The sequence below is a fragment of the Rhizobacter sp. Root1221 genome (assembly GCF_001425785.1).
In the GTDB taxonomy this organism is placed as follows: domain Bacteria; phylum Pseudomonadota; class Gammaproteobacteria; order Burkholderiales; family Burkholderiaceae_C; genus Rhizobacter.
The window spans coordinates 44,146-59,122 of sequence record NZ_LMDI01000030.1 but is presented as its reverse complement, the minus strand read 5'-3'; the positions used below and the strand labels follow the sequence as shown (position 1 = coordinate 59,122).

The following is a 14,977-nucleotide window of genomic DNA, read 5'->3' as shown; positions in this document are numbered from 1 at the left end:
CACCGACCTCACGACGCACTGGGCGGGCTGCCACCGCGCAAGTTCCTGCCCAGGCTGACCACCGTCGCAGACTCCAGGAATGGGCTGTCTACTTGACGGGGGAGCTTACGCCTACAGCATAGGAGAAGGAGAGCAGCAAGAGCATCGGGGCCACGGCGAGTGCGCTACCCAAGGCGAAGGAAATAAGTCGGAGCATTCTTTTGATGAGGCCTGACGTTTGATATGAGCAGCGACGACCAGCAAAACGGCCCGCACGTGCTTGCCAACGGACCAACCAACAAGGCGCTCCTGATCATACGCACGAGCGTTCGCAATGAAGTATTTGCGCAAGCCTAACGTTTGACAGGAGCGGCGGGACGCGGTGGGCGAAGCCCGCCGTGGCACGTCCGCTCGACGGATGGGTTAGGCATTGTTGCCGGTGTACATCACGTCTGTCCGCAGCACGTACTTCACACCGCCCGTGACCACGGATCCTTGGTGCCGTAGGCGATGTGGGAACACAAGAGCCATTCCTTGAACCGGCCGCACGGACTCCCAACCGAAGTCAGTGCTGCCGCCCTCAAACTCGTCGTTCAGATAGATCATGAACGTCAGCAAGCTTTCCTCCGTTTCGCTGATGCGAACCGTTCCGTCCTGATGCCAAACGAACTGCTGCTGCTTTTCGTAGCGGTAGTATCGAAATCGTTCGTTGAACCCGCTGACGACCCAGCCCTTCACTTCCGCTGGAAGCACCGGCTTCGCGCGCTGATAGAGTGAAGAAGCAAGTTCGCGCCGATCCAAGATGATGCGGTCGTTATTTCGAGCATCCTTGTAGAGGCGCTCGCCATCGTCCGTGCGAACCGAAGCCTCTTCGTAGCCAAGAGTCTCGCTGTCAGCGATGAACTGCGCGCACTCAGCAGGAGTCAGGAACCCTTCGATTGTGAAAACACCAGCGCCCAGTCGATTGACGTTCATATGTGGAGTCACTTGATTCGTGCCGCGCCTAACGTTTGACATGAGCGGCGGCACAAAGCCGTAGGCTTTGGGACGTCCGCTCGATGGATGGGTTAGGCGCGCAAGCACTCACGACTTGGCTCTGATACGAAGGATGAGTGGCGCACTGACCCACATTCCAAGGACATAGATGAGAACGCAATAGCCGATGCCCTCTGCTGGCGCCTTGGAGATTGGCTCCATCAAGAGCGCAGCACACGCCACCGAGACCGATGAGAACGCTATTGCGCCCGCCTGTCGCCCCCGATCCCTGGCTCTCGAGTAAGCGACAAGCCAAGGCCAACTGCAGACGATGCTAATCAGCAGGCCAACGAGCACGCATTCAGCGAAGCCACCTACTGAAGAAAGCTGGCCTCGCATTGGCCGGGAGAGGAATGTCGGAACCGCGATGAAGCCGACGCTCAACATTGCAGACATCGCCACGATGAATCGACCAATCAACATTGGCCTGATCCAACTACTGACAACAGCAGCAATACAAGCCGGAGCGCTCTGAGATTTCCGCTCGACGGTCGATCCAAGTCTAAATGAGGGCGAGCCAGCTCTAGGCGGCAGCGACCACAAATCCCGTCGGTCTCAATCCATTGCCCACCGCCGCCTGACTGCTGGTTATGCGATAAAACGTGGACCACGCGACCTCCCCAGGTGCTGTTTCGCCAATGCTGCCGAAGCGCGACTGATGCACAACACGAACCGCCGCCTTCTCGCGGCCTCTCGCCAAGCACAGCGACCGACCGGATGCACCGAACAACTGCCGCTTCATTCTTGCTCAGGCCCTACTCTACGGCACGGACCGAACACATTCCTCTGCCCGTCTTCCAGTGAGCAACCGCACGTATTGCGAATCACCGCGGCCGACCGCTGGCCGCAGAAGGACGGACAGCCCACACGAGCTTGCCAACAACCAAACTACAGAAACAATCTCAGGCAAACGCGCGAGCCTCCACATGAAGTACTCGCGCAAGCCTAACGTTTGACATGAGCGGCGGGACGCGGCGGGCGCAGCCCGCCGTGGCACGTCCGCTCGATGGACGGGTTAGGCATCTCGTAGCAACTTGGCCAGCATATTCTTCTTAGCGACGTCAGCGCGATATGCAACATACTCGTCTCGCTCCTCCAGCAACTTCGCCCAGTTCTCCAGGAAAGCCCGATCCGCACGGAGCGTCGACTTCGCAGTCGACCATGAGGCTTCGCAACGCAGCAACTCCGCTGCAATCGCATTGCAACGTTTCCAGCAGGTCTCGCACAGCGCCCGCTGTTGATTGATGTCAGCTTTTTTCCCCTCATAGGTGTACTGCTGATCGGCAGCGGTGAAAATACTAGACGCTCGGCAACGCCAGCAGCTGTATCGAAATGAGGTGTACTCCGTCACCCAACCAGCTGACACGGACCGCTGACTGGATTCCGACCACTTGCTCGGGTCCGCTGGCACTGTATCTGGCGATACGCGTTTGATCACTTCATTGCGCCTAACGTTTGACATGAGCGGCGGCGCCAAAGTGGCGAAGCCGCTTTGGTGACGTCCGCTCGATGGACGGGTTAGGCTTCGCTCCCGCCGCATAGCAGGAGTAAATAGATTGCACCAGAACTAGAAAGCTAGTAGACGCTGCCGCGACTCGAAGACCGGCACCTTCGGCCATCTGTCTTTCGCAAGAGAAAGGTCGCGGTCTGCATTATTCGAAACGCTCACAAAGGGAATGCTCTCCGGCGCAACAAGAATGTTTCCGATATACACCAACTCCCCAGGTGCCACGCGGAAGCGCAGGGACATCGGACGGATCGTGGAATAGGACCCAAACGCGTTGCGAACAGAGCAGTGGAAGAACTCGTACTCACCAGCCGGAAGCTCAAGTGCAGCGAGCTTGCCCATCACTGATGGCATGCCGAGATGCGTTGCAGAAGTCGACTCGATTCTGTCTTCGTCCAGGCGTGGAACTCGAGATTTTCCGATCGTTCCACTTACTGAGCCGCCAATGCTACGGTACGAGCACACTGGTGAGGTAAAGAATACTTCGCGATCAGGGCGTGTCACCGAAACTATCACAAGGGCCTTCGCACCGTTCGCATCTAGAACGAAGTTCGGTTTGACGCTCGGATTGGCGCAGCCCACGACGAAGGCCGGTACAACAACACAGATCAGAAGGCGCATTACTTTGCTCTATTTGGATGACTTCAGTGGCGGGCCCCATATCTGGGAGCAAGCGATTAGAGCATCGGGCCAGAAGGAAGGTTGGAGGCTCGATCTCCTCCGGAAGCCTAACGTTTGACATGAGCGGCGGCACAAAGCCGAAGGCTTTGGGACGTCCGCTCGATGGATGGGTTAGGCATCACTTCTCTTCGCGAACCGCGTACTTCTGGACCATTGCAGAGATGATGTCCTCGTTTTTCTGGGCACTCTCCAACATTTCCTCACGGAGCGCCTTGCCCTCCGCGGTGTCGGGAAACTTTTCGGTCCGGAGCGCTTCTTTTCTCAGCGGTGACGGATGCGCAGCGCGGTACGTTGCAAGCCTGGAAAGAGCGGCAGCGGACATTTGAAGGCCCCAGAGCGGCTCGAGCAGCGGCTCCAGTGGGTGCTGCTGAATTTTCTGTGCCCACAGGAGGGCTAGGTCTACATCAGTTTCAAGCGATGCCACCATGTTTTGGGAAACGCCTTGATTGATCGAGTTGAGGTGAAAGAGCGAGATGCCTCCGCGAGGGACTGAGTCGGTCATTACCCCAACGCGAGCACCTTCCCGGAAGCCGAGCCAGAAGCTGAGGGCAATTACTGAGACCGAGGCAACGGCGAATCCGAGTATTCGAGTGGTGCGCATTGATCAATGCCTAACGTTTGACATGAGCGGCGGCGCAAAGCCGAAGGCTTTGGGACGTCCGCTCGATGGATGGGTTAGGCTGCAGGTTCAATGTGCACGGCCATTGCAGCGACGCCGGCCCGCGCAGATGCCCGCGTCGCGCAGTTGCCCACTGCTTCTGACAAACTTGACCTTCGACCACGCGACCTCCCCAGGTGCTGTTTCGGCAAGGCTACCAAGGTGCGGTTGATGTGCGGCACATGCCGCTGCTCTCTCGCTGCCTCCCGCCACACTGAACCGCCGACCGGATGCACCGGCCAGCTGCCGCTTCACTCTCTTGCTCGGGCTCTACTTTACGGCACCGGCCGAACATTCTCCGACCGGCTTATCCGCACGAGCGACCGCACGTGCATCGAGCCACACCGGCCGTCCGCTGACCGCCGAAGGACGGGCGGCCCACGACAATGTATGCACACAGAGCCTGGCCCAAGCAGGTTCACAAGCAACCGCTGAACGAAGATCAGAAAGCCGAACTTCACCCAGCGGGTTCCAGAGCGCCACGCAAACGCCCTAACCAATCCACCTTCAAATCAAACCGGACTTCGCTGACGCGCGAGCGCTCGCATGGGTCTTCCCCGAAGGCCTAACGTTTGACATGAGCGGCGGCGCAAAGCCGAAGGCTTTGGGACGTCCGCTCGATGGATGGGTTAGAACTCTCTGTCGCTTCTCAATTCATTTCGGTGGCGCCGAGCTCTACAAGAACTCTCTTCGCCTGCGGGCGATCCTTTGCGAACCACAACACCGGTGCACCGCGCTCTGTTCGAGAGTTGACGTCGGCTCCGCACTTGACGAGGTACCGAATGACCTCCGGTGTGCCTTGGATCGCCGCGACATGAAGTGGTGATATGCCATCAGCGATTTGCTCGTTGATATCGAGCGTGGCGCGGACATACAGCTCCAGCCTCCTCATATCGCCCCGAGCGATTGAGTCAACGAAACCGTCCGGGATGCTCTTGAAGCCGAACTTTATGACGGTGAAGAATGCGTTGTCAAAGTCGGACAATTCGGCACCTGCCTTCACCAGCTTCGCAATTCTCCGAAGGCCGCTTGCTTTGTTGTCACCGCCAGCAGACGTGCGAGCAAGGGACAAAGGGCTAGACCCCATGAATGGTTGATTGACATCTACACCCCACTTGAGCAGGAGATCCAGGATCGCATCTTGGTTCTCCGTGATCGCAGCATGCAGAAGGGAAAAGCCTTCGGAATCCGTAGAGTTCGGACTCACACCCGCCTGCAGTGCCCCCAGCACCCGCGCTACGTCACCGGAGGATGCGGCCTCGACTATCGAGGGGTCAACCTGTTGGACAAGTGTTTGCTGCGTTCTCGAGCAGAGATTGAGCTTGTTTATCGGCTCACTGGCTAACGCAGTGAGCGAGAGCGTCGAAAGCAATAGAGCAAGTAAGTTCCGTTTCATGAGAGCTCTAAGAGTTCTAACGTTTGACATGAGCGGCGGCTTGACGACCGCGAAGCGGTTGGCAAGACGTCCGCTCGATGGATGGGTTAGGCCGCATTGCCGAGCGCTAACGTTCTAGCCATATGGAGCTAAGCCCTCAGTGTGCCCCACACAAGGATAAGCCAGAGCGGGAGACCCGTCAGGAAGCCAATGACAAGAAGCCTACGCGTCACTGGCCCCGATCTGGCTTGAGAAATTCCGTGCGCGAACAGCCCAGTCATCACCAGCGAAACGCAACCGAGCACGCTGAAGAGAAAGCCTCGGGAACTGACAGTCGAACCTGCGCTCACCAGTTCGAACAGTTGATGGCCAGAATGCAGGAGTCCACCGACGGACGCCAGCCCACAGATGACACACCAGATGCTAAAAATGAATCGAGTAATCAGAGTCTTTCGCCTTCGAGAACCTAACGATTTCCATTAGCGGCGGAGCGTGGTCGAAAGTTTCGGGATGTCCGGTCGATGAATGGGGTAGGCGACCGGACTGACGCACCAAGCAACAGCATCTGTGACGACGCGCAGTGTTGCGCTCGGATCGCCGACGCCAACCGCCGCATGTGAGTACAACCTTCGACCACGCGACCTCTCAAAGGTGCATTGCGTTCCTGCTCAGGCTCTACTCTACGGCACGGTTCGAACACACTCGGAAGACGTTCCTTTCAGCGAGCAGCCGTACGTTTATCGCACCACCTCGGCCGCCCGCTGACCGCCGAAGGACGGGCAGCCCACACGTGATTGCCAACAACCAAACCACAGAAACGATACAGCGCAAGCGCACGAACGTCGGCATGACTTGTTCCGCGAGCCTAACGTTTGACATGAGCGGCGGCACAAAGCCGAAGGCTTTGGGACGTCCGCTCGATGGATGGGTTAGGCCGAGCCAGGCTCAAAGAAGGTGACGAGATTGCCATCGGGGTCCAAGATCCCAAATTCCTTATTCCCCCATGGGGCTGTAGCGAGGGAGGCGTTGGGGTGAACTATTCCGTGGCCGCTACAACGCTCAAATAATTCCTCGATTCCCTGGACACCGATCCTGCATCCTGTTGCTTCTGCGATGCGCCTATCAGAGCACGCCCAGAAATGAATGCTGACCAGCCCACTAGACACAATGCCATAACTTCCTTGCTCAGCATATATTTCTGAAAAGCCGAGCTTAGAACAGAAAAACTCGACGCTTTTCTCGATGTCCAATGAAGCAAGCACAGGCGTTGCGATCACATAGCTGACAGTCTTCGGCATGTAGCAGTTCCGTTATCTGGACGCCTAACGTTTGACATGGGCGGCGCCAAAGTGGCGAAGCCGCTTTGGTGACGTCCGCTCGATGGATGGGTTAGGCCTAGCAGCCTTGTTTCAGTTGCGCAACTGCGCCACCCGATCTGGATTCTCACGCAACTCCCGCCTAGACAACGAGGAGCGGCGCATGACCTCAACGGGAACCAAGCGGACGAACGCCTGCCAATGCTCCCAAGAGGCAAGGGATTTGCCAAGCGCGAGGTAGATGTGCGACAGGGTCACGCGCTGCCTGCGTGTCGGCAGAAGATCGTCATTGCCTATGTAGAGAAAAAGGTCCCGATGTCGACGGCGGGACCCATCGAACCAAGGGTGCAACCCACATTCCATCATCCGGCGTGCGTCAGCATGGCGTCCAACCAAGTACAGGAGCGGGCCGTAGAGGTGAAGCGCTCGCCATGTCTCATCCAGCGACCAAGGGCCCCTGGATTTGTCCAATCGTCGGTAGTTCAAGCTGCTGTCCATGCGCAGTAACTGCCGCCAAGCAGTCTCATACAAGCCCTGGTCAACGAGCGCATTGAGCTCGAAGAGAAACGTAAAGCTCGTCCCCTCAGGGCCAAGCTGCCGTCTGAAGCTTTCTCTGATTCTTCGGCACTCGACTACGACTGCAGCTGGATCCAGACCAACGCTACACAGATGCCTTTGTAGAAGAATCTGCTGCTCATGCAGTCCCCGTCCTTCCGCGAAGGCATAGCGCCGCGAACCTTGCATCGTCGAAGCCTAACGTTTGACATGAGCGGCGGCTTGACGACCGCGAAGCGGTTGGCAAGACGTCCGCTCGATGGATGGGTTAGGCCGCTGGTTCACCAAGGATTCTTTCGTAGTGAGACAGGTCTTCGGCGGAGAAGCAGCAGAAGATGACCTCTTGAATGGAAACGCTCTGTGCAACGCTCTCCCGCACAGCCGCGATGGCAACCCTTGCAGCCAGCTCGATGGGATAGCCGTRGATGCCAGTGCTGATACTGGGGAACGCGAGAGAAGAGACGCCTTTCTCAGCAGCCAACTCAACGGAACGGAAATAGCAACTGGCAAGCAGCGCGGGCTCCTCATTGGTACCGCCGCGCCAGACGGGTCCGACGGTATGAATGATGAACTTCGCTGGCAGACGATAGCCCTTGGTGATCTTTGCGTCACCAGTCTTGCAGCCTCCGAGAAGGCGGCACTCATGCACAAGCTCGGGTCCTGCCGCCCGATGAATGGCTCCATCGACCCCACCGCCACCGAGCAACGACGAATTGGCGGCGTTGACGATGGCGTCAACCTCAAGCTTCGTGATGTCAGATCGAAGYGCGCGAAGTGTTGTGGCCATGTGGGAGCCTAACGTTTGACATGAGCGGCGGCGCCAAAGTGGCGAAGCCACTTTGGTGACGTCCGCTCGATGGATGGGTTAGGCCGACCGAGTTCCGTTGTCAACTCGTCCCGAACCGCAACGAAGAACAAAAGGCCGCCCGTGGCCTGTTTGATCCGATCGAGACGAGCATCGAAGACAGAAGTCATGCCACGCCTGCCCCCGGCTGCAAGAGTCGAATTTCAGAGTAACGCATCGACCAAACATTCCCTGCAACCTCCAGCTTACCGAGGTCTTCGAGTTCGTCCATCCTCGCCAGCATGTAGACAAACGGCAGATGCGGAAACGACTGCTCGAACTCAGGGATCAGATTTCCAACAATCTTCGCTACCTTCTCCCAGCGATTCGTGCACTCGCGGAGGACCAATTGGTCAACGGCATCCCCTTGCGCATCTGTTGCAGCGCGCATGAGTTCAATCTCTTCTTGGTCGGGCTCGTATGGCGCCGCGTCCTGATCGTCAAACGGCTGAATCTCCGGATACTGAAGCACGACCGGGGCTCGAACACCCGCGAGGATCTCAGCTATCGCCACAGACAACACGTGCATGAGCTTGGCTCTCTCTTCCGAATCGGAGATCTTAGCGATCGCCACTTCGACATCAGTGAGCCTTGCCAGGGCGTTCTCGCAGGCGGCGAAGACCTCTTCAGCGATCTCTCGTTCCATAGACATCGGTCCCAAGTGGCCTAACGTTTGACATGAGCGGCGGCTTGACGACCGCGAAGCGGTTGGCAAGACGTCCGCTCGATGGATGGGTTAGGCATCACCTCGCCTCCAAGCGCGAAATGTAGCGACGCAGTTGAGCGACAACTTCGCCGCCGTTTTCATCGGCTTCGCTGAGCTTCCGATAGCGACGAAGCGCCTCTCGACAGTAGCCTAGCGCCAGCTTCGGGTTCGCATCGGCGTATGCATGACACAGGTGGTATGCGGCTTCTTCATGCCCAGCCTCTTCAGCTGGAAGCCAGTACTGCTGTATGGCCAGCTCTGAATTCTTCTGAACACCCAGCCCCATGTAGTAGAGATAGCCCACGTTGTTCTGGGCACTGAGCCGTAGATACTCAAGTTCCTTGGGCAAGTCTTTTGTACCCACAACGGCCAGCCACTCCTGCAAGGCAGCTGAGTACTCCGTTTCACGGAAGTGCCTCGTCCCCTTGTAGAACCGACACTCCGGATGGTCGCTCGCTACCGACTCCAACTTGGGCTCCTGGCACGGATCGGCGTTCGCAGACGACGCAATGGCAAGCGAGACGAGTAGGATGGATATGACCGGACGCATTTGATGTCTAACGTTTGACACGGGCGGCGGCACAAAGCCGAAGGCTTTGGGACGTCCGCGCGATGGATGGCTTAGGCCAACTCAGCCGCCCGGACCTCTGCAACAAGCAAGCGCCGCCGACTTTGATTCGCGCGGGACGGCTACTCATTGTGCGAGCCGATTCGAACAGCAGACGGCCTCGACAGTTCGGCAAGGAACTCCTTGCATCTGCGGCTTCGATCATCCTCAGGCATAGATTCCAAGAGTCCGGCCGTGAGCTTTGCGGCGTGTCGCATGCTGGGTGGGTTCGGTCCATCCATACCTCCGTCCACTGCAAACTTCTCGCCCGCTGCGAGCGTCGCCGCGTTCAATGCTCTCCAAGCGGCATAGCGTCGCTCGAACTCCTGCCGATATCCGGGGACGGCTGCTGCGCATACCTGCGCCGACGACTCCAGCTGCTGAGCGAACAAATATGCGGAGAGCGCTTGATCCTGTGGGTTGTCCATTGCGAGCCTAACGTTTGACATGAGCGGCGGGACACGGCAAGCGAAGCTTGCTGTGGCACGTCCGCTCGATGGATGGGTTAGGCATTTGCTTCGAGGGCGCGGCGCTTATACAACTTCGCTGCCAACTGAAGCTTGGCAGCCTGCAGCAACTCCTCGGACGGAGCGGGGTCGGCCTTTGGGCTAAGCATCTCGGCGATGTTCGCAAAGATCTGGCTGGGCGTCATGATGAGCCCCCACGGAACTCCCCACCAGCCAAACAGTGCGCAGAAGACCACAGAACCGAAGTTCGTCTTCCTGGCGCATGAATGACAACAGATGTGAGTTCGCTTTGTCCATTCGGTGAGAACAACCGCTGACCACACGCGGTAGTACTTTCGAACTTCCGTCTTCGATGAGGATTGCTGGCATTCAGGACACGGGCTGTTCTTGATGCGGCAAGCGTGGCTGAGGACTTCTTCCGGTGAGATCTCTTCCGCGACCTCGAGCAGCCGCGCGTTTCTCAAGCAGGCCTTGCTGCAGAAGCGTTGACCTTCATCCAAGAGCGCGGAGAACTTTGCCGAGCTCCCACAGAAGTCGCACTCCTTCGTCCCATTGCTCTTTCGATACACGGCCTTTCTTGCCTGCAGCACCAGCGGCTGAAGGGTTGCCCCCTCAATGCCCCGAGCAGCCAGGAGACTGTGGATCGCTTCCCTTGCTTCGTCCGAAAGATCTGCGGTGGCGTACCGGTGAAGCAAGTCGTCAGTGGCGTCGCTCTTGAATCGATCTAGGAAGTACTCTTTCGGATACATGAACAACCCCCGCTCGTTTTTCTGAGTATGCCTAACGTTTGACATGAGCGGCGGCACAAAGCCGAAGGCTTTGGGACGTCCGCTCGATGGATGGGTTAGGCTTTGGGCAATCGAAGAAGCTCATTTGACTCGAACGAAGTACTCGCGGATGTGCAAGTTCGGCATTGCTGTTCCTGCGACGTAGATCCACATGGTGTCGCTGTCAACGAAGTGGTGAACAACGATTGAATCGCGCCCCGTAAAAGGCTCCTTCGTCAACACAGCGATCTCGGTCTGCGTGCCACCCAGCCGCTTGTACGGATGACTTTCGACCGATCCGACGAAGTTTGATTTCACGCCATCGGCAGATTCGATCGGCACATCTGGCATTCGGCTCGTAATCGTGTCTTTGGAGATCGTGAGTGTCATCTGACCCATGATCTGTTCGAGGAACAAGAATGTCTTGTGCTCGAGCTTTGTCCGCGCCTGAGCGAACGCCAGGGTCCTTTGCTTGTCCGACTTCCAGGTGCCGAGCAGCACCGGCTCGGCGTGCGAAACGCATGAGACCGCGAGCATCAGCAAGGTAGCGATGAGCCTAAGCATGTGCGCCTAACGTTTGACATGAGCGGCGGCACAAAGCCGAAGGCTTTGGGGCGTCCGCTCGATGGATGGGTTAGGCGCGTGGCGCATAGTTCCAAGGCTTGCCAGCGTACGACTCACGGTGGCTCTTTCCGTTGACGGGGCCTACGTAGAGTATTTCCTGACCGTTCTTCACGCAGACTTCCAAGCCATGCTCTTCTTCCCACGAGCAGTTACCCATGACTTGGATGAAGCGGCCGTGGAGAGAAAGTTCTGGGACTCGGAGCGATTGAAGCATTGCGAACTCCCACACGCGATCCCCTGAGGCAATGTGCGGGCCGCACTCCTCAACCTCGGCCCGCGTTGCGACGTAGTACGCAAAGACCGCTACTCTCAGCCTCGTCTCGACGGCTGGGCCATGCCGCAAGAAACTCGGCAATTGCAACCCGCTCTTGACGCTCCTGCGCCAGCGAAGCGCAGGAGGACACCGTGACCACGATGGGCGCGAGCAGGTTGGCCAGTTCAACCTCGGCGACCAAACTGCCACCGTTCTCCTCAAACTCGATCTCATCAAGGTTCATCATCACGAAACCTAACGTTTGACATGAGCGGCGGCGCCAAAGGGGCGAAGCCGCTTTGGTGACGTCCGCTCGATGGATGGGTTAGGCGGCAGGTTCGATGCGCAAGGAAACTGCAGCGATGCCAACGCGCGCAGGTGCTCGCCCTGCTCCGCTCGCAACTGACTTTGACCTGCACGACCTTCGACCACGCGACCTCCCCGGGTGCTGTTTCGGCAAGGCTACCAAGGTGCGGTTGATGTGCGGCACATGCCGCTGCTCTCCCGCTGCCTCCCGCCACACTGAACCGCCGACCGGATGCACCGGCCAGCTGCCGCTTCACTCTCTTGCTCGGGCTCTACTTTACGGCACCGGCCGAACATTCTCCGANCCTCCCGCCACACTGAACCGCCGACCGGATGCACCGGCCAGCTGCCGCTTCACTCTCTTGCTCGGGCTCTACTTTACGGCACCGGCCGAACATTCTCCGACCGGCTTATCCGCACGAGCGACCGCACGTGCATCGAGCCACACCGGCCGTCCGCTGACCGCCGAAGGACGGGCAGCCCGCGCCAATGCACGCACGCAGAGCCTGGCCCAAGCAGGTTCACAAGCAACCGCTGAACGAAGATCAGAAAGCCGAACTTCACCCAGCGGGTTCCAGAGCGCCACGCAAACGCCCCAACCAATCCACCTTCAAATCAAACCGGACTTCGCTGACGCGCGAGCGCTCGCATTGGTCTTCCCCGAAGGCCTAACGTTAAATAGCTCCCCCAATGCTAGCCCCCGCTTGCGCCTAATTCAACGGGTCCGCCGGCATTGGGCGACGGGAGTCTGGTTAGGACGTGCGGTGATCAGGGCGGCGGGCTAAACAACAGCCACTCGAGAAACGCCCAACCAGCCAACCAACCGCACGCCCGCATCGCCGGATTGTGCAGCACTCATCGCGTGCAGGTACTGCCTAAACCAGCCTGCGATAAAGCCGCCTTCGGGAAGGTGGTGGCTGCTTGGGACGTCTAAGAATGGGCGGATGAACATCCCCGTTGATGCTGGTGTCGAAGAGCCGGGCGAAGGCCTTGGTGATGAGGGCGGCATGCCCGCGGACGCCGGCCTCGCCCCCTTCATCGGCCCACCCCGCCCCCCACGCCTGCTGGACCAGTTGCGCACCCACCTGCGCACGCGGCACTACAGCATCCGCACGGAACAGGTCTACGTGGATTGGGTGCGGCGGTTCATCAAGTTTCACGGGTTCCAGCACCCGAAGGACCTGGGGCCGGCGGCGGTGGAGGCGTTTCTGTCTCACCTGGCTGTGGAGCGGAACGTGTCGGCGTCGACGCAGAACCAGGCGAAGGCAGCGCTGCTCTACCTGTACAAGCAGGTGCTGGCACTCAGCCTGCCCTGGCTTGACGACGTGGTGCAGGCGAAGGTGCCTCGTCGTCTCCCCGTGGTGCTGACGGAACGCGAGGTGCGCGAGTTGCTGCTGGCCCTGCACGGGCCGATGTGGCTGATCGCAAGCCTGCTCTATGGCACCGGGATGCGGCTGCTGGAATGCCTGCGGCTGCGCGTGAAGGACGTGGAATTCAGCCGCCGCGAAATCGTCATCCGGGAGGGCAAGGGCAACAAGGACCGGGTGACGGTGCTGCCGGAAGGCCTGGTGCCCGCGCTCAGGACGCAACTCTCACGCGCACACGCCGTGCACCAGAAGGACCTGGCCGCCGGCTTCGGTGACGTGTTCCTGCCCGACGCGCTGGCCACGAAGTTCCCGAATGCCGGACGGGCATGGGGCTGGCAATACATGTTTCCCGCGACGAACCGGGCGCTTGATCCCCGCGGCCAGCCACCGGTCGAGCGCCGGCACCACGTGTTCCCTGAATCCGTGCAGCGGGCCGTGCGCGAGGCGGCCAAACGCACCTCGTGTGCGAAGCCGGTGTCGCCCCACGTGCTGCGCCATTCATTCGCCACGCACCTGCTGCAGGCGGGCTACGACATCCGCACGGTGCAGGAACTGCTGGGCCACGCGGACGTCAGCACGACGATGATCTACACCCACGTGCTCAACCGGGGCGGCCGCGGTGTTCGCAGCCCACTGGACGCGCTTTAGCACGTTGTAGCCGGAAGGAGTACCCTGTACCTGCCCCGCCCGATGCGGCAACTGCGCCGACATCCTTCGCCTCAGCCCGGTCGTTCGGCCCGTTTGTTCACCCGGAGCCTTGCCATGACCACCCCCTTTCCCGCCTTTTTCCACCCCGATTCCAAAGCCGTGCGCTTTTCGGTGCTGATCGACGACCAGCCGGTGGGCGCGAGCATCACGCAGTCCACGCTGCACTACCGCTTCCGCCCCACGTCGGTCAACGAGGACCCGCTCGAGACGTACACCGCAAACGCCAAGCAGATCGAGGACGCCGTGCGCCGGCGTGTGGCCGAAGGGTCGCTCGAGCCGGTGATGGTGCGTGAGTTCGACCTGCGCCAGGGGGTCTGAGGAGGTCAGGCGCGCAGGGCCGGCGCCGGGATGAACTCGGTCTCGCCCGCCACGTGTCCGAGGCGCTGCGCCTCCCAGTCGGCCGCCGCCTGGGCAATGCGCTCCTTGCGGCTCGACACGAAGTTCCACCACATGTAGCGGTGCCCCAATGGTGCACCGCCGATCATCACGACGCGTGCGGCCGTGGCCGCGGAAAGCCGCGGCATGGCCCCCGCGGGAATGACCACCATGGCCTGCGCCGGCACCTCGTGCCCGTCCAGGTCGAACGGCTGGTCCACGGCGTAGAGCGCACGTTCTTCGGCCACGTCGGGCACGTCGAGCGACGCCCCGGCTTCCAGCGCCAGGTCGATGTAGACCGTGGGGGACAACGTGGGCGTGGGCGACGTGACCCCGAACGCGCTGCCAATCAGCACACGCACGCGCACGCCCGGCAGGTTGACTGCGGGGATGTCGGCGGCCGCGGTGTGCGAGAAACTGGCCGTGTCTTCCTCGTGTTCCACCGGCAAGGCCGCCCACAGCTGCAGCCCGTGGCTGCGGCGTGTCACGCCGCGCAGGTCGTCCGGGGTGCGTTCGGAATGCACGATGCCACGGCCGGCCGTCATCCAGTTGATGGCGCCGGGCTCGATGCGCTGGACCACACCGGTGCTGTCGCGGTGCATCATCGCGCCCTCGAACAGGTAGGTCACCGTGGCCAGGCCGATGTGCGGGTGCGGCCGCACGTCGTGGTTGTCGGCAGGCTGCGCCGTGATGGGACCGAAGTGGTCGAAGAAGAGGAACGGCCCCACAGCTTGGCGTTGCACCGCCGGCAGTGTTCGGCGCACCAGGAAACCCCCGCCGAGGTCCTTGCTGTGGGGCTTCAGGATCAGGGGGACGGGGGTGTCGGTCATCGGGGCTCCGGGAAAGA

General features: G+C 59.9%; 15 protein-coding genes. 2 read left to right on the top strand and 13 right to left on the bottom strand.

Translation table 11 applies throughout. The features are described 5' to 3' along the window. Positions 1-402: 402 nt before the first annotated feature. From ASC87_RS20240 to ASC87_RS32025, 12 genes are all read right to left on the bottom strand, one after another. Entirely contained in the window at positions 403-954 is a 552-nt protein-coding gene (locus tag ASC87_RS20240; protein WP_056666393.1) for a 2OG-Fe(II) oxygenase, read from the bottom strand. 1,075 nt (positions 955-2,029) lie between these two features. Then, a complete protein-coding gene (locus ASC87_RS33830; protein ID WP_369820779.1) occupies positions 2,030-2,476 on the bottom strand; it encodes a zinc-ribbon domain containing protein in 447 nt (148 codons plus the stop codon). A 105-nt stretch (positions 2,477-2,581) separates the two neighbouring features. Further along, positions 2,582-3,142 carry a hypothetical protein gene (locus tag ASC87_RS32030; RefSeq protein ID WP_157604159.1) on the bottom strand — a complete coding sequence of 187 codons (561 nt, stop codon included), beginning with the start codon at positions 3,140-3,142 and terminating at the stop codon, positions 2,582-2,584. A 178-nt stretch (positions 3,143-3,320) separates the two neighbouring features. Beyond that, a complete protein-coding gene (locus ASC87_RS20235) occupies positions 3,321-3,803 on the bottom strand; it encodes a hypothetical protein (protein WP_056666389.1) in 483 nt (160 codons plus the stop codon). A gap of 706 nt (positions 3,804-4,509) precedes the next feature. After that, complete coding sequence (locus ASC87_RS20230) at positions 4,510-5,256, bottom strand: ankyrin repeat domain-containing protein (protein WP_162255184.1); 747 nt, start codon at positions 5,254-5,256, stop codon at positions 4,510-4,512. Positions 5,257-6,164: 908 nt separating this feature from the next. Next, positions 6,165-6,533, bottom strand: coding sequence for a VOC family protein (locus ASC87_RS30900; RefSeq protein WP_082568792.1), 369 nt, complete (start codon positions 6,531-6,533; stop codon positions 6,165-6,167). Between the two features lie 841 nt (positions 6,534-7,374). Continuing rightward, complete coding sequence (locus ASC87_RS20225) at positions 7,375-7,893, bottom strand: O-acetyl-ADP-ribose deacetylase (RefSeq protein WP_056666383.1); 519 nt, start codon at positions 7,891-7,893, stop codon at positions 7,375-7,377. Positions 7,894-8,077: 184 nt separating this feature from the next. After that, positions 8,078-8,596 carry a DUF3658 domain-containing protein gene (locus tag ASC87_RS20220; protein WP_056666379.1) on the bottom strand — a complete coding sequence of 173 codons (519 nt, stop codon included), beginning with the start codon at positions 8,594-8,596 and terminating at the stop codon, positions 8,078-8,080. Positions 8,597-8,693: 97 nt separating this feature from the next. Then, a complete protein-coding gene (locus ASC87_RS20215) occupies positions 8,694-9,041 on the bottom strand; it encodes a hypothetical protein (RefSeq protein ID WP_157604157.1) in 348 nt (115 codons plus the stop codon). 727 nt (positions 9,042-9,768) lie between these two features. After that, on the bottom strand, positions 9,769-10,479 hold the full coding sequence (locus ASC87_RS20210) for a hypothetical protein (protein ID WP_157604156.1): 711 nt from the start codon (positions 10,477-10,479) through the stop codon (positions 9,769-9,771). 120 nt (positions 10,480-10,599) lie between these two features. Then, positions 10,600-11,061, bottom strand: coding sequence for a hypothetical protein (locus ASC87_RS20205; RefSeq protein WP_056666374.1), 462 nt, complete (start codon positions 11,059-11,061; stop codon positions 10,600-10,602). Positions 11,062-11,384: 323 nt separating this feature from the next. Continuing rightward, a complete protein-coding gene (locus ASC87_RS32025; protein ID WP_200954438.1) occupies positions 11,385-11,621 on the bottom strand; it encodes a hypothetical protein in 237 nt (78 codons plus the stop codon). A 1,066-nt stretch (positions 11,622-12,687) separates the two neighbouring features. On the opposite strand from ASC87_RS32025, the gene ASC87_RS20200 reads away from it, so the two are divergent. Beyond that, positions 12,688-13,695: an integron integrase gene (locus tag ASC87_RS20200; protein ID WP_056666405.1), complete on the top strand. Its 1,008-nt coding sequence runs from the start codon at positions 12,688-12,690 to the stop codon at positions 13,693-13,695. Positions 13,696-13,809: 114 nt separating this feature from the next. After that, on the top strand, positions 13,810-14,073 hold the full coding sequence (locus tag ASC87_RS20195) for a DUF1488 family protein (protein WP_235582225.1): 264 nt from the start codon (positions 13,810-13,812) through the stop codon (positions 14,071-14,073). A 5-nt stretch (positions 14,074-14,078) separates the two neighbouring features. On the opposite strand, the gene ASC87_RS20190 is transcribed toward ASC87_RS20195, so the two are convergent. Further along, positions 14,079-14,960: a pirin family protein gene (locus ASC87_RS20190; protein WP_056666369.1), complete on the bottom strand. Its 882-nt coding sequence runs from the start codon at positions 14,958-14,960 to the stop codon at positions 14,079-14,081. Positions 14,961-14,977: the final 17 nt, after the last annotated feature.

Excerpts from the sequence above, each read along its gene's own strand:
- ASC87_RS20240 (WP_056666393.1), bottom strand. The coding sequence starts at position 954 with ATGAACGTCAATCGACTGGGCGCTGGTGTTTTCACAATCGAAGGGTTC.
- ASC87_RS33830 (WP_369820779.1), bottom strand. The coding sequence starts at position 2,476 with ATGTCAAACGTTAGGCGCAATGAAGTGATCAAACGCGTATCGCCAGAT.
- ASC87_RS32030 (WP_157604159.1), bottom strand. The coding sequence starts at position 3,142 with ATGCGCCTTCTGATCTGTGTTGTTGTACCGGCCTTCGTCGTGGGCTGC.
- ASC87_RS20235 (WP_056666389.1), bottom strand. The coding sequence starts at position 3,803 with ATGCGCACCACTCGAATACTCGGATTCGCCGTTGCCTCGGTCTCAGTA.
- ASC87_RS20230 (WP_162255184.1), bottom strand. The coding sequence starts at position 5,256 with ATGAAACGGAACTTACTTGCTCTATTGCTTTCGACGCTCTCGCTCACT.
- ASC87_RS30900 (WP_082568792.1), bottom strand. The coding sequence starts at position 6,533 with ATGCCGAAGACTGTCAGCTATGTGATCGCAACGCCTGTGCTTGCTTCA.
- ASC87_RS20220 (WP_056666379.1), bottom strand. The coding sequence starts at position 8,596 with ATGGAACGAGAGATCGCTGAAGAGGTCTTCGCCGCCTGCGAGAACGCC.
- ASC87_RS20210 (WP_157604156.1), bottom strand. The coding sequence starts at position 10,479 with ATGTATCCGAAAGAGTACTTCCTAGATCGATTCAAGAGCGACGCCACT.
- ASC87_RS20205 (WP_056666374.1), bottom strand. The coding sequence starts at position 11,061 with ATGCTTAGGCTCATCGCTACCTTGCTGATGCTCGCGGTCTCATGCGTT.
- ASC87_RS32025 (WP_200954438.1), bottom strand. The coding sequence starts at position 11,621 with ATGATGAACCTTGATGAGATCGAGTTTGAGGAGAACGGTGGCAGTTTG.
- ASC87_RS20200 (WP_056666405.1), top strand. The coding sequence starts at position 12,688 with ATGCCCGCGGACGCCGGCCTCGCCCCCTTCATCGGCCCACCCCGCCCC.
- ASC87_RS20195 (WP_235582225.1), top strand. The coding sequence starts at position 13,810 with ATGACCACCCCCTTTCCCGCCTTTTTCCACCCCGATTCCAAAGCCGTG.
- ASC87_RS20190 (WP_056666369.1), bottom strand. The coding sequence starts at position 14,960 with ATGACCGACACCCCCGTCCCCCTGATCCTGAAGCCCCACAGCAAGGAC.